The sequence below is a fragment of the Vibrio sp. A11 genome (assembly GCF_013048705.1).
Classification (GTDB): Bacteria; Pseudomonadota; Gammaproteobacteria; order Enterobacterales; family Vibrionaceae; genus Vibrio; species Vibrio metschnikovii.
The window spans coordinates 67,648-83,376 of record NZ_VHSI01000008.1; the positions used below are offsets into that span (position 1 = coordinate 67,648).

Annotated in this window: 10 protein-coding genes; 4 read left to right on the forward strand and 6 right to left on the reverse strand. The window is 42.6% G+C overall.

Annotation, left to right across the window (positions count from 1 at the left end; genetic code table 11):
* Positions 1-15: 15 nt before the first annotated feature.
* From FKQ60_RS09985 to FKQ60_RS09995, 3 genes are all read right to left on the reverse strand, one after another.
* Positions 16-1,089 (reverse strand): hypothetical protein, encoded by a 1,074-nt coding sequence (locus FKQ60_RS09985; protein WP_170906421.1) that lies wholly within the window; start codon positions 1,087-1,089, stop codon positions 16-18.
* Between the two features lie 59 nt (positions 1,090-1,148).
* Entirely contained in the window at positions 1,149-3,389 is a 2,241-nt protein-coding gene (locus FKQ60_RS09990) for a hypothetical protein (protein WP_170906422.1), read from the reverse strand.
* Positions 3,390-3,749: 360 nt separating this feature from the next.
* Complete coding sequence (locus FKQ60_RS09995; RefSeq protein WP_170906423.1) at positions 3,750-5,081, reverse strand: MBL fold metallo-hydrolase; 1,332 nt, start codon at positions 5,079-5,081, stop codon at positions 3,750-3,752.
* A 386-nt stretch (positions 5,082-5,467) separates the two neighbouring features.
* On the opposite strand from FKQ60_RS09995, the gene FKQ60_RS10000 reads away from it, so the two are divergent.
* A complete protein-coding gene (locus FKQ60_RS10000; protein ID WP_170906424.1) occupies positions 5,468-7,981 on the forward strand; it encodes an ExeM/NucH family extracellular endonuclease in 2,514 nt (837 codons plus the stop codon).
* A gap of 43 nt (positions 7,982-8,024) precedes the next feature.
* A complete protein-coding gene (locus tag FKQ60_RS10005) occupies positions 8,025-8,930 on the forward strand; it encodes an endonuclease (protein ID WP_170906425.1) in 906 nt (301 codons plus the stop codon).
* A 217-nt stretch (positions 8,931-9,147) separates the two neighbouring features.
* On the opposite strand, the gene FKQ60_RS10010 is transcribed toward FKQ60_RS10005, so the two are convergent.
* Positions 9,148-9,849: a GntR family transcriptional regulator gene (locus FKQ60_RS10010; protein ID WP_224215277.1), complete on the reverse strand. Its 702-nt coding sequence runs from the start codon at positions 9,847-9,849 to the stop codon at positions 9,148-9,150.
* Between the two features lie 301 nt (positions 9,850-10,150).
* Here FKQ60_RS10010 and FKQ60_RS10015 point away from each other — a divergent pair, with 301 nt between their 5' ends.
* Both FKQ60_RS10015 and FKQ60_RS10020 read left to right on the forward strand, forming a co-directional pair.
* Positions 10,151-11,767, forward strand: coding sequence for an alpha-glucoside-specific PTS transporter subunit IIBC (locus FKQ60_RS10015; RefSeq protein ID WP_170906426.1), 1,617 nt, complete (start codon positions 10,151-10,153; stop codon positions 11,765-11,767).
* Between the two features lie 124 nt (positions 11,768-11,891).
* A complete protein-coding gene (locus FKQ60_RS10020; RefSeq protein WP_170906427.1) occupies positions 11,892-13,229 on the forward strand; it encodes a 6-phospho-alpha-glucosidase in 1,338 nt (445 codons plus the stop codon).
* A 157-nt stretch (positions 13,230-13,386) separates the two neighbouring features.
* Here FKQ60_RS10020 and galU read toward each other — a convergent pair whose 3' ends face one another.
* Together galU and FKQ60_RS10030 are read right to left on the reverse strand one after the other, a co-directional pair.
* Positions 13,387-14,217, reverse strand: a complete 831-nt coding sequence (galU, locus tag FKQ60_RS10025) for a UTP--glucose-1-phosphate uridylyltransferase GalU (RefSeq protein WP_050782772.1) — start codon at positions 14,215-14,217, stop codon at positions 13,387-13,389.
* A gap of 418 nt (positions 14,218-14,635) precedes the next feature.
* Entirely contained in the window at positions 14,636-15,640 is a 1,005-nt protein-coding gene (locus tag FKQ60_RS10030; protein ID WP_170906428.1) for an NAD-dependent epimerase, read from the reverse strand.
* Positions 15,641-15,729: the final 89 nt, after the last annotated feature.

The window sequence follows — 15,729 nt, forward strand, 5'->3', positions numbered from 1 at the left end:
GATCAATAAAGAAGATTAAAATGGTATCACCATACCGAGCTTAAGATTCAATATTGTTGCTTGTTGATAATCCAGTTGATCACTTTGAACACCAAAAGTAAACCATCGCCATTGACCTTCCACTCCAATGGCTCTGGTTTGCCAATTATAACTCAAACGGGAACGGAGATTGTCTCGCCATTGAGTTGACCATTCCAAGTCGGTTAACCAGAGTCGATCGACATAAACGTTTTTGATGCTGTAAGCATGTTGTCCAGAAAGATAACCGAATCGAGCATGATACTTAACGGGGAGAAGCTGAGTATAATCGCGAAATCCTTCGACCCCATTCACTAAAGGCTTAATCGAAACAAAACCATTTTCATCGGTCTCCGCCGTTGCCGTATTAGCGGTAGCAACCGTATAAGGCATATCACGCCAATAAATGCTACTGTAGAAATCTTGCGCTAGTAAGGAGAGGAATGCTCGCTCGTGGAACTGCCAATGAATGCCGATATCACTGGTATAACCAAAGTAACTGGAGGGCGCTTGTACCTTGCGTTTTAATAATACATCTTCACTGTAGACATAATCTAACTCGAGTAGGCCATCATAATCATTCTTTCCCGTTTGCCCTACTTGCCCATGTAACCGGCCACTCATCATGTCTTGAGCTTGTAAAAAACTTGCGGAAACATGCCAGATAAAAGACTGAGAGGGATCCGATGTCCACGCCAGTTTAATGCCTTGGCTGATTAAATGCTCAACACGTAAGTCAACATCATAACGTTTACCCGCTTGCATATCTTGTCGATTGACCGATTCGCCATACAGCAACATGGTATCGGGACTAAAGCGCAAGTACCACTCATAACGAGCGAGTAAAGAAAAAGAAAACTGCTGATAACGGACCCCCATTTCCGCTTGGTTTAAAGTAAACGCATGTTTGGCCGGTGTATAGGCCATTTTATCGCCCTTCACCAACGGATAAATACCATTCTCTTGTGAATAACCAAAAGCCTGAGCCTGGCTAAATAGCTGCCATTCGGTATTCGGTTCGGATAATGGAAACAGACTTAAGCTTGGCAATAACAAAAAAGCACTCGACATAATGACATCTCAAACGTTCAAGAGCCCTGTATAGGGCTCTTGAGTATAGCCACACCTAATTAGAATAATGATTCAAACTGGCCATTGATATAACGAACGACACTGACAGAATTACGTGGTGCATCAATACTAGCCACTTGTTTATTGCCAACTCTGATCGTTCCTACCACTTGTCCCTTATCATCTTCACGTAAATGAGCAATTGCTTGACCATTAGAGAGTTCAACGTTTAATGGCTCATCTTTCTCAGTATTGATTTGAGTTTTTAACGTCAATGATTGCTCGTTATAAACAATGGTGCCATTCAGATTCAACAAATCAAACGCTGGGCGAGAGGCTTGTAAGCTAACTTTCGCGAGTTGTGGGTTATCTGGATTAACTTTACTCTCTAAACTCACTAATAAAGAACCACGCAGGAACTGCGTTGGCGTCTCTGGCTTAATGTCATCCAAGCTTGAACCCGGTAGCGCAAGATCACTTCCTTTGCTAACGTCATAGTTATAACCCTCACCCCATTGCCATGCTTCACGCATACTGGTGAAATAAACCACACCGTTTGGATTATCGAGAGCAATACTTAAAGAAGCCTCTAATGTTTGATCTTGATAGTCTAAACGAACCCCTAAGTTAAAATCGAGGCTACGCGCGCTGAAGGTTTCTTCATCAAAGTTCTCCGACTGGCCTTGCTGTCCCGTCGATGTGTATGAAGAAGAGTGCTTACCTTTTATTTCAGGTTGGTTAGCGGTAAATGCAATACTACCAGTTAATAACAAAGGATTTTCTTCATTATCCTTGGCTTTAAGGCTGATTTCATTCAACGTAAAATGCAATTTTTCAGCTTTAAGCATCCATGTTTCGCTAAAGTCATGATCGCCCTCTGAAGCTTCGTGCTCCCAACTCTCTTGCGAGACAAACGACACCACCTCAGCTTTACCACTGGCAGCTTCCAGTTCAACCGAGCCCTCTTTTATCCACAGTTCAGAAATAGTCAGATTAATAGCAGCACTGTCATTCATCGAACCGCCTTGTTCGGTTTCTTGCTCATCCAAAACAAGGCTGGCTGAACCAGAAACGACCAGCTTCACCGTCTCTGTATTAATCGTATAGGTATCGCCTTGCTGAGTGACTTGCCAATCACCCGCCTCTTCAACCAATTGATCATCGATTTTATGGGCGATAGACATGAGCGCAGAAGTCAATGTTTCAAAAGTGGCTGTCACATCATCTTGTAATAAATCAGGGATCGGATCTAAGCTGTCACCTAAACGAATAAATCCTTCTCGCAGCGCCCCCTCCTCTTGAGTGGCGTCGTACACAGTGCGAACTTGCTGAACTAACGCTTTAGCTGTAGTAATCTCATCCGTTTCAGCAGGCGGGGTAATATTGGGTTTGGACGCTTTGGCTTCGTCAATTTTTTGTACGACATCATCTAACTTAAGATCGACACTTTCATCTTTAGAAAGTTCATTAACCACGGTATTAATGACTGAAGAAGCACCGTTTAGTAAAGCTTTACGCTCATCTTCCCAAGTGTTGGTCTCATCATCATCTACTGAGTTAATCAGATTATCAGCCAGGGTAAATAGATTATCTAAATTCGGTTTTGTATCTGCAAATGCTGCAGACAGCGCGGCAACTTTGAGAGACTCAACATCACCAGCATCCGCGGCAGCTTGTATCGCCGCCGCGTCCGTTAAATCGACAGCACCTAACGACATCACTTTTTGTGCATCAAGCCCAAATAATTGAGCCATCACACTGCGGCTACTATTAATCACGGCAAGGTTGACTTCTTCACTGCCGCGTGAGGCACGAATAGTGTGTTTAGCGATCGCATCAGTAATACTGGTCATGTGCGCAGTTATTGAGTCTGCATCAGAGGCGAGAATCGAGATGAGTTTAAAATCATCATCAACATTCATCCACTCACCGAGGGTTTTACCCTCATCAAGACAAGCCTGAAAGTCACACTTCATTTGCGTGATAATGTCAGGATCATCATGTGAGGTCAGCACAAACAGTAGCGCTCTATTTTGAGGTAAGCCACTGAAAGTATATTGACCACGCTCATCGGTTTTAGTGCTACCTAGCACTTCTCCATTCGGACACTGCTGTTCAGTAACATTTGCTGCACTAGCCACACAAACTTTCACTAAACCATCGCGAACTAAACCTTTATTCACCACACCAGATACTTTTGATTGACTCTCAGGAGTCACTTTGGAACTGCTACTTCCACCACCACAGCCAACCAAGGCAATGGAAGTAAGAATAGCCGTTGCTAATAACGTTCTGTTCATTCCATGTATTCCTATATTATGAGGTTATCCATAGAACAGACCACCCGCCTGCTCAGTCACAAACCCTTACCATTAGTTACAGGTATGCTCAATGTTAAACTATAGGCCACATGAATAAATCAGAACAATTTAATTGTGAATTTAGTATGAAATGAAAGTTGAAACGAAACATAAAGGACCGAAGGATCTAGGTTCTATGATAAACGAAAACCTAGAACCAATAATGAAGATCATTACATAGACTCAAAAAATCAGCGACCAAGATCTGAATACCGTGTACAACAGAATAGTAAACGAAATCTACGACACCTAGGCCCCTAGGATCCGGAAGCTTGTGTACCCCACACTCCAATGTTATATCTAAATTCTAACCTCTCCCCTATAACCGATAATTTCCAACGCTTTAGCAAAACCTTGCTTAGCTGAACGTTCACCGTGAATCAAATGTATTTCCTTTGGTGGCTGGTCGATGCCTTTAATAAACGCGAGTAATTCAGATTGATCCGCGTGAGCGGAATAGCCCGACATTACATGAATACTGGCTTTCACATCAATCTCTTCCCCATCAATACAAATCGATTTTTCGCCTTGGGCAATGGCTCGACCTAGGGTTCCCTCCGCTTGAAAGCCTGCAAAAATCACATCGGTACGCTCATCCCCAAGCAAGGCTTTTAAATATTCAACGATTCGTCCGCCTTGGCACATCCCCGATGCGGCAACCACAATCGCGGGCGCACCGGTTGAGGCGAGACGATTGACTAGCGCCTGATGAGTACGATAATCACTAATTTGTATGCACTGTTCGAAAGCCAGCGGATGACGATGCATCTCTAAACGCTGCTTGGCCTCTTCTCCCCATAGTGTTTTGAAGCGGCGATACGATTGGGTGACTTGTTGAGCCATCGGTGAATCAAGAATAATCGGCAGATCGGCATCAATTTTGTGCTCAAAAATCAAGCGTTCAATATCAAACAATAGCTCTTGGGTACGGCCAACACTGAAGGCGGGAATCAAAATCGTGCCGCCATTTTCTAATGAGCGTTGGATGATTTCGCGTAACTTCTCAGCGCGACCAGCCACATCGTCATGATTACGGTTACCATACGTTGTCTCAATGACAAGATAATCGGCGCGCTGTGGTGATTGGGGATCAGGTAATAACGGAGTATTGCTTGGTCCTAAATCGCCTGAAAACACCACCACTTCACCGTTAGCTAAACGAAGCTCAACATAAGCGGAACCGAGAATATGTCCAGCGGGTTGAAAGCGAAGTTGCAGTGACGCCTGAGCCTGATGACGGGCAGAAATGGTTAACCACTCGCCATAACAAAGAGGACGTAACCGTTGTTTTATGGCTTGCAAAACTTGCTGAATTTGCTCACGATTCAGGCCCAATTGCAATTTAAGCCCATCTTCTAACATTAATGGAATCAGCTCTGCACTGGCTGGCGTACAATAAATCGGCCCGGTAAAACCGGCAGCAAGCAACCACGGTATACGGCCAATATGATCAATATGAGCATGAGTCACAATCAGTGCATCGATATGCTCCACCGGAAAATCCAACTCAATGTCTGTCGCATCTTTACCTTGAAACAGCCCACAATCGATCAGTACCGCTACACCATCGACGCGCAACTCGTGACAAGAACCGGTGACAGTATGTTTACCGCCATGATGAAGTATTTGCATATCCTTTGCCTTATTCACAAACCTAATAAGCAAACACTAGCATAATGAATAAAAAAACAAGATGGAGAGAAAAAGAAAATTCGAGGCAGTTGGCAGGAAAAGATAGTAACAGAGTGGGATTTTCTAAAAACTAATTTAGCCTTCATTATTTTTGATAATAAATAAAACTCAAATGTAAAGGCATAAAAACAAAAAGCAAACGATAACTCTCTCAAAAAATAAACATCGTTAAAAATAATTACAATTAATGTTTAATTAGTGATCATCCATATATATAAACTGATTAACCATTTTTAAATATTATAAGTCCAACACTAATCACAATGATAATTTTAGTATCGTTTAAAATAGTGATATAAATTGCAGCTTATAGATATGAGTTTATGATGAATAAAGTAAATATAGTCGCACTTGCAATAATGTGCGCATTACCAGCCCATAGCCAAATAATCATTTCAGAAACAACTGAAGGTTCAGGAAACAACAAAGCGATAGAACTCACTAATATTAGTCAAGAAAATATCAATCTTGAACAATACACGCTAAGAATTGCCCATAATGGTGCACAGGACTGGAGCAGTAGTACACTCAGTCTTCCTATTACCGTTATGCAGCCTTCACAAACCTATGTAATTGCTCATTCTCAAGCAGATCCAGAATTATTAGCACTGGCCGATCTACAAGATACTCGCGTAACAACCTTTAATGGCGACGATATTGTTGGCTTATTTCATCAACAGCAACTGATTGATATTGTTGGAACACTCGGTATTCGTGAAGACTTTAATAAAGATACATCATTACGAAGAATTAACGTTCAATCCTCGACCACCTTTAACCCTGAACATTGGCACAGTACAGGAATCATCAACGATTGGAGTCATATCGGCACTCCACCGGAACTGGATAATCAAGAGATACCACCAACGATCCCACCAATCACCGCTATAGATACAACTATCATGGATCTACAAGGGGACGGTTGGGCCTCACCTTATACGGATCCTGCTAATGGTAAACTTGAATCTGATGAAGTTTTTCGAGTTAATGGCGTGATTACCCATATTCAAACTAATAGCGACCTTGGAAAGGATCTACCAATTGGATTTTTTATACAAGATGAATTTGGTGACAATAACCCGCTGACTTCTGACGCTATTTTCGTTCAGGGCCTCGTACAAGGCTATTCGATTGGCGATAAAGTGACTGTTACAGGAAAAGTGATTGAGCAATTTGGTTCAACCCAGTTAGTCCCTACTGGTAATATCACAAAAGTATCGTCCGGCCATAATATCGAACCGACAACCGTGACCAGATTACCATCTGATCGCTATTACGCCGAAACCCTTGAGCGCCACGAAGGGATGTTGGTGCGCTTTACCGATGATTCAAATATGTACGTTTCACGTAGCTTTGCTTTCGATACTGGCCCTCAGCGCTATAATATGGTGCTAGCTTATCAACAACCTAACATTCATCCTCATCAAAATCATTTACCCGGCAGTAATGAAGCGATCCGTCAAGCCGATTGTAACCTAGACCAACGATTGGTTGTCGAGGCGACCCAAACAGGAAGCAAACATCAACCGATAGTTTGGTATCCCGATTTTGCAAAAAACACTAACGGTATTGAGCAGAATTTGATCTCAATTGGCGATCGAGCCTCGAACATTGAGGGGATCATTGGTTACTCTCATTCTGATTATCGTTTATATGTCACTAAACAAGCCAATTCAGAGTCATTCACTCGACAGACAAATAGCTCTGATCCCGTCATTAATGAAGGTAATATAAAAATTGTCACCTTCAATACCGAAGGATTGTTTATTTCCCACCTTCACGGTAATAACAATCCAGCGGTCGATAATCATAGTCAAACTGGATTTGTGACTGGTGGAGCCAAAGATCAAGCCGATCTTGACTTACAAATTAAAAAATTAACGGCTGCCATTCACACTATGAATGCCGATCTAATTGCACTCTTACAAGTCGAAAATAACGGTTTTGAACAGGGCTCCGCTATTGATTATTTACTAACGGAAATCAATAAAGGCCAAGAGAACAAACAGCATTATCAAGTCGCTAAATGGAACGCCAGCAATCAAGATCACTACGTAGGGAATAATCCAACCGCAAGTTATATTCTTTATCGGCCCTCTGTTTTCAAGTTAAATGATCTTGAATTATTAACAATGCCCAGCGATGACAAGCAAAGCATCTCCATGAACGAGACTGTTATCGCAACATTAAACATTCACTCTAAAGAAAACCCCATAGAGCTAGTTGTGGCCGCTGTTGACCTAGTCAATCGCGATCAAAACTGTCATGGTGACACGACTCAACAAACGACTCCTTGTGACCAATTACGCCAACAAGCCAGCCAAGCAATTATTGAAGCGATGAGTAAGAAAACTGACCACCAGTTAATTCTGGGTAGCCTACACGCTTATCCAAAAGAAAAAGCAGCTCTCGTTTTTAGCCCAACGGAGTTAAATTCATACGTCGATGCTGTTGCGATCCGAGATAGAAACTCTGAACGGTATTCTATTGAACGCAACGCTGAATCAGGTCGAGTGGACTATATTTTCATGTCAACTTCGCTGAGAGATAAATTCGTCGATTCTGCACCTTGGTCCATTAACTCAGCTCAATCTGCACTGTTAAATTATCAATCTGGGATGACATTTGACGAAACCAATTGGTACCGCTCATCTTCCCACGATCCGATCCTTTTGACGCTAAACCTAGCGCTTAGCTCAAACAATGATCTTGGTGATGATTCAGAGACAGGTACACAACCTGATGCTGCAGAAAATAGTAGCAGTGGTGGTGGCCTTGGTTTGTTCAGTTTTTTACTGTTATTGCCATTGTTACGCCGCATACGCAATCAACAAGCCTAATGCCGTTTAAACTCCATCAGAATCAGAATAAGAGATACAAATAATGAAAAAGCTATTGTGCATCGCCTTAATGGTTAGCTTTAATGCCAGTGCCAAGTATATTGAAGCTCATCACCCTCATGTGATGCAGCCATTTTCTTCGACTTGCATCATCAATGCTACACCGACGCCTCCTGAAAATTCGGATATTTTTAATCCTAATGGCTACTATAATGCGGCCTTGGAAAAAACGGGCGATGAATTAAAGCACGCCTTGAATACAATCGTCTCCGCCGGTCATATTCGTCTGCAATATACGGATAATAGTAATCTTCAAACACCAGATGTTTGGCGAGCATTAATGATCACCGATGAAGACCCTTATAATTCAGACAATGTCATTTTACTTTATACTGGTCGTTCACAATCAAAAGAGCAACGCTCAGGCAAAGGCAATTTAGGGCGAAATAACTGGAACCGAGAACATGTCTGGCCAAGGTCAAAAGGAGGATGGAACACCAGTTCATCCTACGCTGACACTGATATTCATCACCTTCGTCCCGCAGATGAGGGAATAAACAATGAACGAGGTAATTTTGAGTTTTATGAAGGTGGTGTCGCGACCAATGAATCACCCAATGTCGGTAATAAAAAAGATACCAGTAAGAAAACTTTTGAGCCACGTGATGAGGTGAAAGGTGATATTGCGCGAATGATGTTTTATATGGCGACACGTTATCAAGGCAATGACCATGATGGTCTGACTTTAACACTCTCACCGGGTTATAACACGCCAATCGAACAACTTGGTGATTTATGCACCCTACTCAGATGGCATCAGCAAGATCCGGTTGATGAATTTGAACGTAACCGTCACGAGAAAATTTATGACATACAAAATAACCGTAACCCGTTTATCGACAACCCAAGCTGGGTCGATGAGATATTCTATCATTCAGACTGTCGTTAGAAATTTTCCAGCGGTTATTTGGTCTGATCTGAACATAACTTAAAACTTGGTTATGGAGTACAGAGACAACAACATAAGTCCCTGTATTCCATAATCGATAATCAGAACTAAAAAGCACGATGATATAACCCTTCCTAGGATCTTAGTTTAAAACCTACTCCGTTAGGCTGTGGACATCAAACAGCAAGCTGCACATTATGATTAATGCTATCAATGACTAACGTTTTAAATAATGTTTGTAAGAGTAAGTCTTCGGCTTACTGACGATCTCAGTGTATTCAAACAGCTGACCGTCCGTTAATTTTCCTACTGAAATTAACTTCAATAATGGTGTTTGTTCACTAACCGTTAAACATTGAGCCATATGTTCATTGGGTAAAATGGCTTCAAAATCTTGAATCGCACCATCAATCTTCAACCCTAAGATCTGTTCTAGATAGTAGTACTTAGAGCCTCTCAAATGATTCAGGCTAAGATCTGGAAATAAGCGCACTGGCATATAAGAATCTTCGTAAATCGACAACACCTCATTAATGTACATAAAGCGTCGAATAAAAAAGACTTTTTCATTGCGATCGATCATTAAAGCCTGAGCGACATGATCGGGTGGCGTTATCAAGGAAAACTGATCAACTTCATAACTCAGTTTTCCTCCCGATTCAGCAAGGTATTCTCGATTACTACGCAGATTAGACATCGAGCCTGTCATACTTTGACCAATTACCGTTGTTCCAGCCCCTTGGCGTTTTTCGACCATCGCCATTTTCACTAATTCATCAATGGCCTTACGCACGGTAATTCGACTAACAGCGTACTCTTCAACCAATTTGGTTTCGGTCGGTAAATTATCACCGATTTGAAACTCTCCTGAATCAATACGCTGCTTTAGCGCCAACATGACTTTTTTATATAACATCATCTATTTCTCCCACGAGCAAACATCTTACACCAAAAAGTAACAAATTAAATACCTATTGACTCATATATTTTACTTTCATAGCGTACTAATGCACAACGGCCAGAAAATACATCATATACTTGTACCTAAATCACAGCGCAAGATAACCTTTCTGCATTTTTATTACTAGGATCACAATAAATACATCTTATATTTGTACTATACATGTCATGTGGGTACATTAAATCTGTCTTAAGGCAATTTACCATTATCTCCCAAGAAGTTGGGGACACATAAATCAATACACTAGAGGGATTTTCCAATGTTAAGTGCAATACAACGCTTAGGTGGGGCAATGTTTACCCCCGTACTGCTCTTTCCTTTTGTTGGGATTATGGTTGGCCTGACGATCGTACTCAAAAACCCAATTTTTGTCGGAGATTTAGCGAATCCAGACGGACTGTATTATCAGATACTGTTTATTATTGAAGAAGGAGCTTGGACACTTTTCCGCAATATGCCACTGCTATTTGCGGTTGGTCTGCCGATAGGATTAGCAAAAACGGCTCATGCTCGTGCTGTGTTGGTGGTCATGGTCTCCTACCTTACCTTTAACTATTTCGTTCATGCCATGGGCTTACAGTGGGGGGCATTCTTCGATGTAGACTTTTCACAATCGATTGGTGGGGTATCCGGACTGACTGATATCGCCGGAATAAAAACCTTAGATACCGGTATCTTCGGAGCGATCATTATTTCAGCCATCGTCACTGGGTTACACAACCGTTTTTTTGATAAACCCTTACCGGCGTATTTAGGTATTTTCCAAGGTACTGCTTTTGTAGCAATCATTGCTTTCTGCATGATGCTACCTGCCGCATGGTTAACCTTATACATCTGGCCTTCTATTCAACACAGTATCTTAGATTTACAAGGTTTTCTTGTAAATTCAGGGGCATTTGGAGTTTGGCTATATACTTTCCTAGAACGAATTTTAATTCCGACTGGCCTACATCACTTTATTTATGCGCCTTTTGTCTTCGGTAATATCGCAACCCCTAATGGAATTTATGTCGACTGGTTTGCTGGCTTAGAAACCTTTAATCAATCTAGCCAAGCGATTAAAGACCTTTTCCCTGCTGGCGGTTTCGCCTTACATGGTAACTCTAAAGTCTTCGGTTGCAGCGGTATAGCTCTTGCCATGTACCATACCGCTAAACCAGAAAATCGTAAAAAAGTAGCCGCGCTACTGATCCCTGCCACCTTAACCGCGGTGTTTGTTGGCATCACCGAGCCCTTAGAATTCACCTTCTTATTTATCGCACCTTGGCTATTCGCTGTTCATGCGTTATTGGCTGGAACCATGGCGATGGTGATGTATATGTTCGGTGTCGTTGGCAATATGGGAGGCGGACTGATCGAAATCGTCACTGGCAATTGGATTCCACTGCTTGGCAGCCATACTTATATGATGGTAACCCAAACCGCTATCGGACTGAGCTTCACTGTTATTTATTACTTAATTTTCAAATATTTAATCATTAAATTTAATGTACTGTTACCTGGCAGAGATGGCGCTGAACTCAAACTACGCACCAAACAAGACTTCAACCAAAAACACGGTATTGTCGACAACGGCTCTTCATCAGCCACACCACTACAAGTCCAAGCCATGCAAACCATTGAAGGGCTTGGAGGCATAGACAATATCACTGACTTAAGTAATTGCGCGACTCGCCTGCGTGTGACAGTCAAAGATCCACAACAAGTTGCTAACGCCACCTATTTTATGGAAAACGGTGCTGTGAACCTAGTCAAAAACGGCTGCGCCATTCAAGTGATTATTGGCTTACACGTTCCGCAACTCAGGGAGGCTTGTGAACAAATTATGCAGCAAAGACAAGAAATCACAGATTCAGTCGTCATTGCCGCAAGTTAGCTCAAAAGAGCAACAGTGAATACACCCATATACGACATAACCAATGAATAACATGATTTAAAGGAGCGCCGCAATGTGGCGATGCTCAACACAAACACAGACTAATTTAAAAGTGAGGTTTAACATGAAAAAACAATTCTCTATCGTTATTGCAGGTGGCGGCTCAACATTTACCCCAGGCATCGTGATGATGCTATTAGAAAACCAAGAACGTTTCCCTATTCGTAAATTAAAGTTCTATGATAACTTCGCCGAGCGTCAAGAAGTAGTGGCTAAAGCTTGTCAAATCTTGCTCAAAGAACGGGCTCCGCACATTGAGTTTTCTTACACCACGGATCCAAAAGAAGCCTTTACCGATGTTGATTTTTGTATGGCACACATTCGTGCTGGCTTATATGCCATGCGTGAACAGGATGAGAAGATCCCTCTCAAGCATGGTTGTGTAGGACAAGAAACTTGTGGTGCAGGCGGAATCGCTTATGGTCTACGCTCTATTCCAGCGGTCATTGAATTAATTGACTATATGGAAAAATATTCACCGAATGCTTGGATGCTGAATTACTCTAATCCAGCAGCGATTGTCGCTGAAGCTTGTCGAGTCATGCGTCCAAACTCAAAAGTATTGAATATTTGTGATATGCCAATTGGTATCGAAACCCGTATCGCGGAAATTCTTGGTTATCAAGACCGTAAACAGTTTGATGTCATGTATTACGGCTTAAACCACTTTGGTTGGTGGAAAGAGTTTAAAGATGGCAAAACAGGGGAAGATTTACTACCACGCATTAAACAATACATTAAAGAGCACGGCTATTTACCGCCAAGTGCCCTCAATGGTGCTCAACATACGGATGAATCTTGGAAAGAGACGTTTATTAAAGTACGGGATGTTTACGCCCTAGATCCTGAGACGATTCCAAACACCTATTTAAAATACTATTTATTCCCAGACTACGTGGTGGAACATTCAAATAAAGAATACACCCGAGCCAATGAAGTGATGGATGGCAGAGAAAAAGAAGTGTTCACCGAATGCCGCCGGATTATTGCACATGGTACCGCGATTGATACTACTATCGAAGTAGAAGAGCATGCTTCTTACATCGTCGACCTTGCGACAGCCATCGCCTTTAATACTAAAGAGCGCATGTTACTGATTGTTCCCAATAATGGTGCGATCAGCAACTTTGACCCAACGGCTATGGTAGAAATACCTTGTATTGTCGACAGTACTGGGGCAAAACCGCTGCAAATTGGCGCTATTCCCGAGTTCCAGAAAGGTATGATGAATCAACAAGTTTCAGTAGAAAAACTGGCCGTACAAGCTCATGTTGAAGGCTCTTACCAAAAACTATGGCAAGCACTAACACTGTCAGCCACCATTCCTAGTGCTTCAGTGGCTAAAGCCATTTTGGATGATTTATTGGAGGCAAATAAGGACTATTGGACTGAATTAAAATAATCCGTGGTAGGTAATGATTGCTCCTCACTTCCGTGAGGGGCAAGTTAAGTGACATTCATTAAGTGATTGATTAAACGCTCCCACTCACGTTCTTCATCCCCGCGCAGGCGGGGATCCATTCCGCCGAAAACGCCAAGTGACGAGCGCAGGTGCGAGACTACCCCTTAGCGCCATATAAATTTTCATAACAGTAATTGGTCGCTTCAATGTAGCCCTCAACACTGCCGCAATCAAAACGCTGGCCCTTAAACTTATAGGCCAATACACAACCGGATTTGGCTTGCTTTAACAGCGCATCAGTAATTTGAATCTCGCCACCTTTACCCGGCTCAGTTTGCTCGATCAGCTCAAAAATATCCGGCGTTAAAATATAACGGCCAATAATCGCTAGGTTACTTGGCGCCGTGCCTGGCTCAGGTTTCTCAACCATGGTATCAACTCGATAAATATCATCTTTGATCATTTCACCAGCAATCACGCCATACTTATGAGTTTCATCTTCAGGTACTTCTTGCACGGCAATGATTGAGCAACGAAACTGGTTATATAAAGCCACCATTTGCGCTAATACCCCTTGCTCAGGATTAACACATAAATCATCCGCTAACACCACCGCAAAAGGATTATCACCAATCAAAGGCTGGCCGGTTAAAATTGCATGACCTAAACCTTTCATTTCACGTTGGCGGATATAAGTAAAGTTGGCCGCATCAATCAGTGAGCGAATACCGGTTAAGAGATTCTCTTTGTTAGTGCCACTGATCTGATGTTCTAATTCATAGTTTTTATCAAAGTGATCCATTAAGACATTTTTTCCACGCCCAGTGACCACACACATATCGGTCATCCCCGCCTGAATGGCCTCATCAACGCCGTATTCAATTAAGGGCTTGTTGACAACCGGCATCATCTCTTTAGGCATAGATTTGGTGGCAGGTAAAAAGCGGGTGCCGTAGCCAGCGGCAGGAAATAAGCATTTTTTAATCATAATAATAACTTACTGGTTAATGGTTATAGGATCCTAGGTCCTAGGTCCTAGGAAAACACAATTCTCACCTTCGGCATGCATACTCACGTTTGGCATCCGCATTCATCAACGTCATCGGAGCTCAAATACAGCATCTGCACTTACGTTCGTCATCCCCGAGTAGGCGGGGATCCATTCTGCCACATACGCCAAATGGTTGGGTGAGCGATTTCTTCACCGCCGACTTTAGTTCAGTTATTTGTGATAACCACAGCGTTAACTGACACCCCGTATGGATTCCCGCCTGCGCGGGAATGACGGTGGTGGGTGTCGGGGATAGATACGTAAGTGAAATGTAATGACGCGGGGTTTAATTCCCTCTTGAGGGGAGTTTGGATCTGGATTTTGCTTTCCCTAGGACCTGCTTTTCCCTAGGACCTCATAGTTTATAAAACTCGCGATACCAATTAATAAACTCCGCCACACCCTCTTTGACACCAATACGTGGGCGATAACCTATAGCAGTAAATAAATCTTCGGTATCGGCGTAAGTTTGATACACATCCCCTGGTTGCATACCACGGAAGTTTTTCTTGGCTTCAATCCCTAGTTGGTCTTCAATCGCTTTGACAAATTCCATCAAATTAATTGGTGAGCCATGACCGATATTATAAATCGCGTAAGGAGCAGAGCTGGTCGCTGGCGTGCCAGATTCTACCGTCCAAGCCGCATTGCGAGCCGGAAGCACATCCGTAATGCGTACTACGCCCTCAACAATATCGTCAACATGGGTAAAATCACGCCACATATCACCATGGTTATTAATATCTATGCTTTCGCCGGCTAAAATCTTCTTAGTGAAGATAAACGGAGCCATATCCGGACGTCCCCAAGAACCATATACGGTAAAGAAGCGTAAACCCGTGGTCGGAATATCGTAAAGGTGCGAATAACTGTGCGCCATTAGCTCATTGGATTTTTTAGTGGCCGCATATAACGAGACGGGGTGATCGACCGAGTCAGAAGTAGCAAAAGGCACTTTCGCATTTAAGCCATACACAGAGCTGGATGAAGCGTAGACTAAATGGCCCACTTTATTTTGTCGGCAGCCTTCAAGAATATTCAGATGACCGACTAAATTTGAATCGGCGTAAGCATGAGGGTTTTCGAGTGAATAACGTACCCCGGCTTGCGCGGCAAGGTGAATCACTCGCTCAAACTTCTCTTGTTCGAAAAGCTGCGCCATGGCAGCACGATCAGCTATGTCTAGTTGAATAAAACGAAACAGCGGGTGGTCAATACGCGCCAGTCTGGCGTGTTTTAGATTAACATCGTAATAGTCGTTGATATTATCAATGCCAACCACATGATGGCCCTGGTCGGTCAATTTTTTAATGGTGGCGCTACCAATAAAGCCCGCGGCACCAGTGACTAGATATTTCATGTTTCAGTCTCGAAAAAAATTTATGGAAAGGATATAGGTGTTAAGTTATAGGATCCTAGGTCCTAGGAAAACACAATTCTCACCTTCGG

Coding starts and splice junctions, on each gene's coding strand:
- FKQ60_RS09985 (WP_170906421.1), bottom strand. CDS start 1,089: ATGTCGAGTGCTTTTTTGTTATTGCCAAGCTTAAGTCTGTTTCCATTA.
- FKQ60_RS09990 (WP_170906422.1), bottom strand. CDS start 3,389: ATGAACAGAACGTTATTAGCAACGGCTATTCTTACTTCCATTGCCTTG.
- FKQ60_RS09995 (WP_170906423.1), bottom strand. CDS start 5,081: ATGCAAATACTTCATCATGGCGGTAAACATACTGTCACCGGTTCTTGT.
- FKQ60_RS10000 (WP_170906424.1), top strand. CDS start 5,468: ATGAATAAAGTAAATATAGTCGCACTTGCAATAATGTGCGCATTACCA.
- FKQ60_RS10005 (WP_170906425.1), top strand. CDS start 8,025: ATGAAAAAGCTATTGTGCATCGCCTTAATGGTTAGCTTTAATGCCAGT.
- FKQ60_RS10010 (WP_224215277.1), bottom strand. CDS start 9,849: ATGATGTTATATAAAAAAGTCATGTTGGCGCTAAAGCAGCGTATTGAT.
- FKQ60_RS10015 (WP_170906426.1), top strand. CDS start 10,151: ATGTTAAGTGCAATACAACGCTTAGGTGGGGCAATGTTTACCCCCGTA.
- FKQ60_RS10020 (WP_170906427.1), top strand. CDS start 11,892: ATGAAAAAACAATTCTCTATCGTTATTGCAGGTGGCGGCTCAACATTT.
- galU (WP_050782772.1), bottom strand. CDS start 14,217: ATGATTAAAAAATGCTTATTTCCTGCCGCTGGCTACGGCACCCGCTTT.
- FKQ60_RS10030 (WP_170906428.1), bottom strand. CDS start 15,640: ATGAAATATCTAGTCACTGGTGCCGCGGGCTTTATTGGTAGCGCCACC.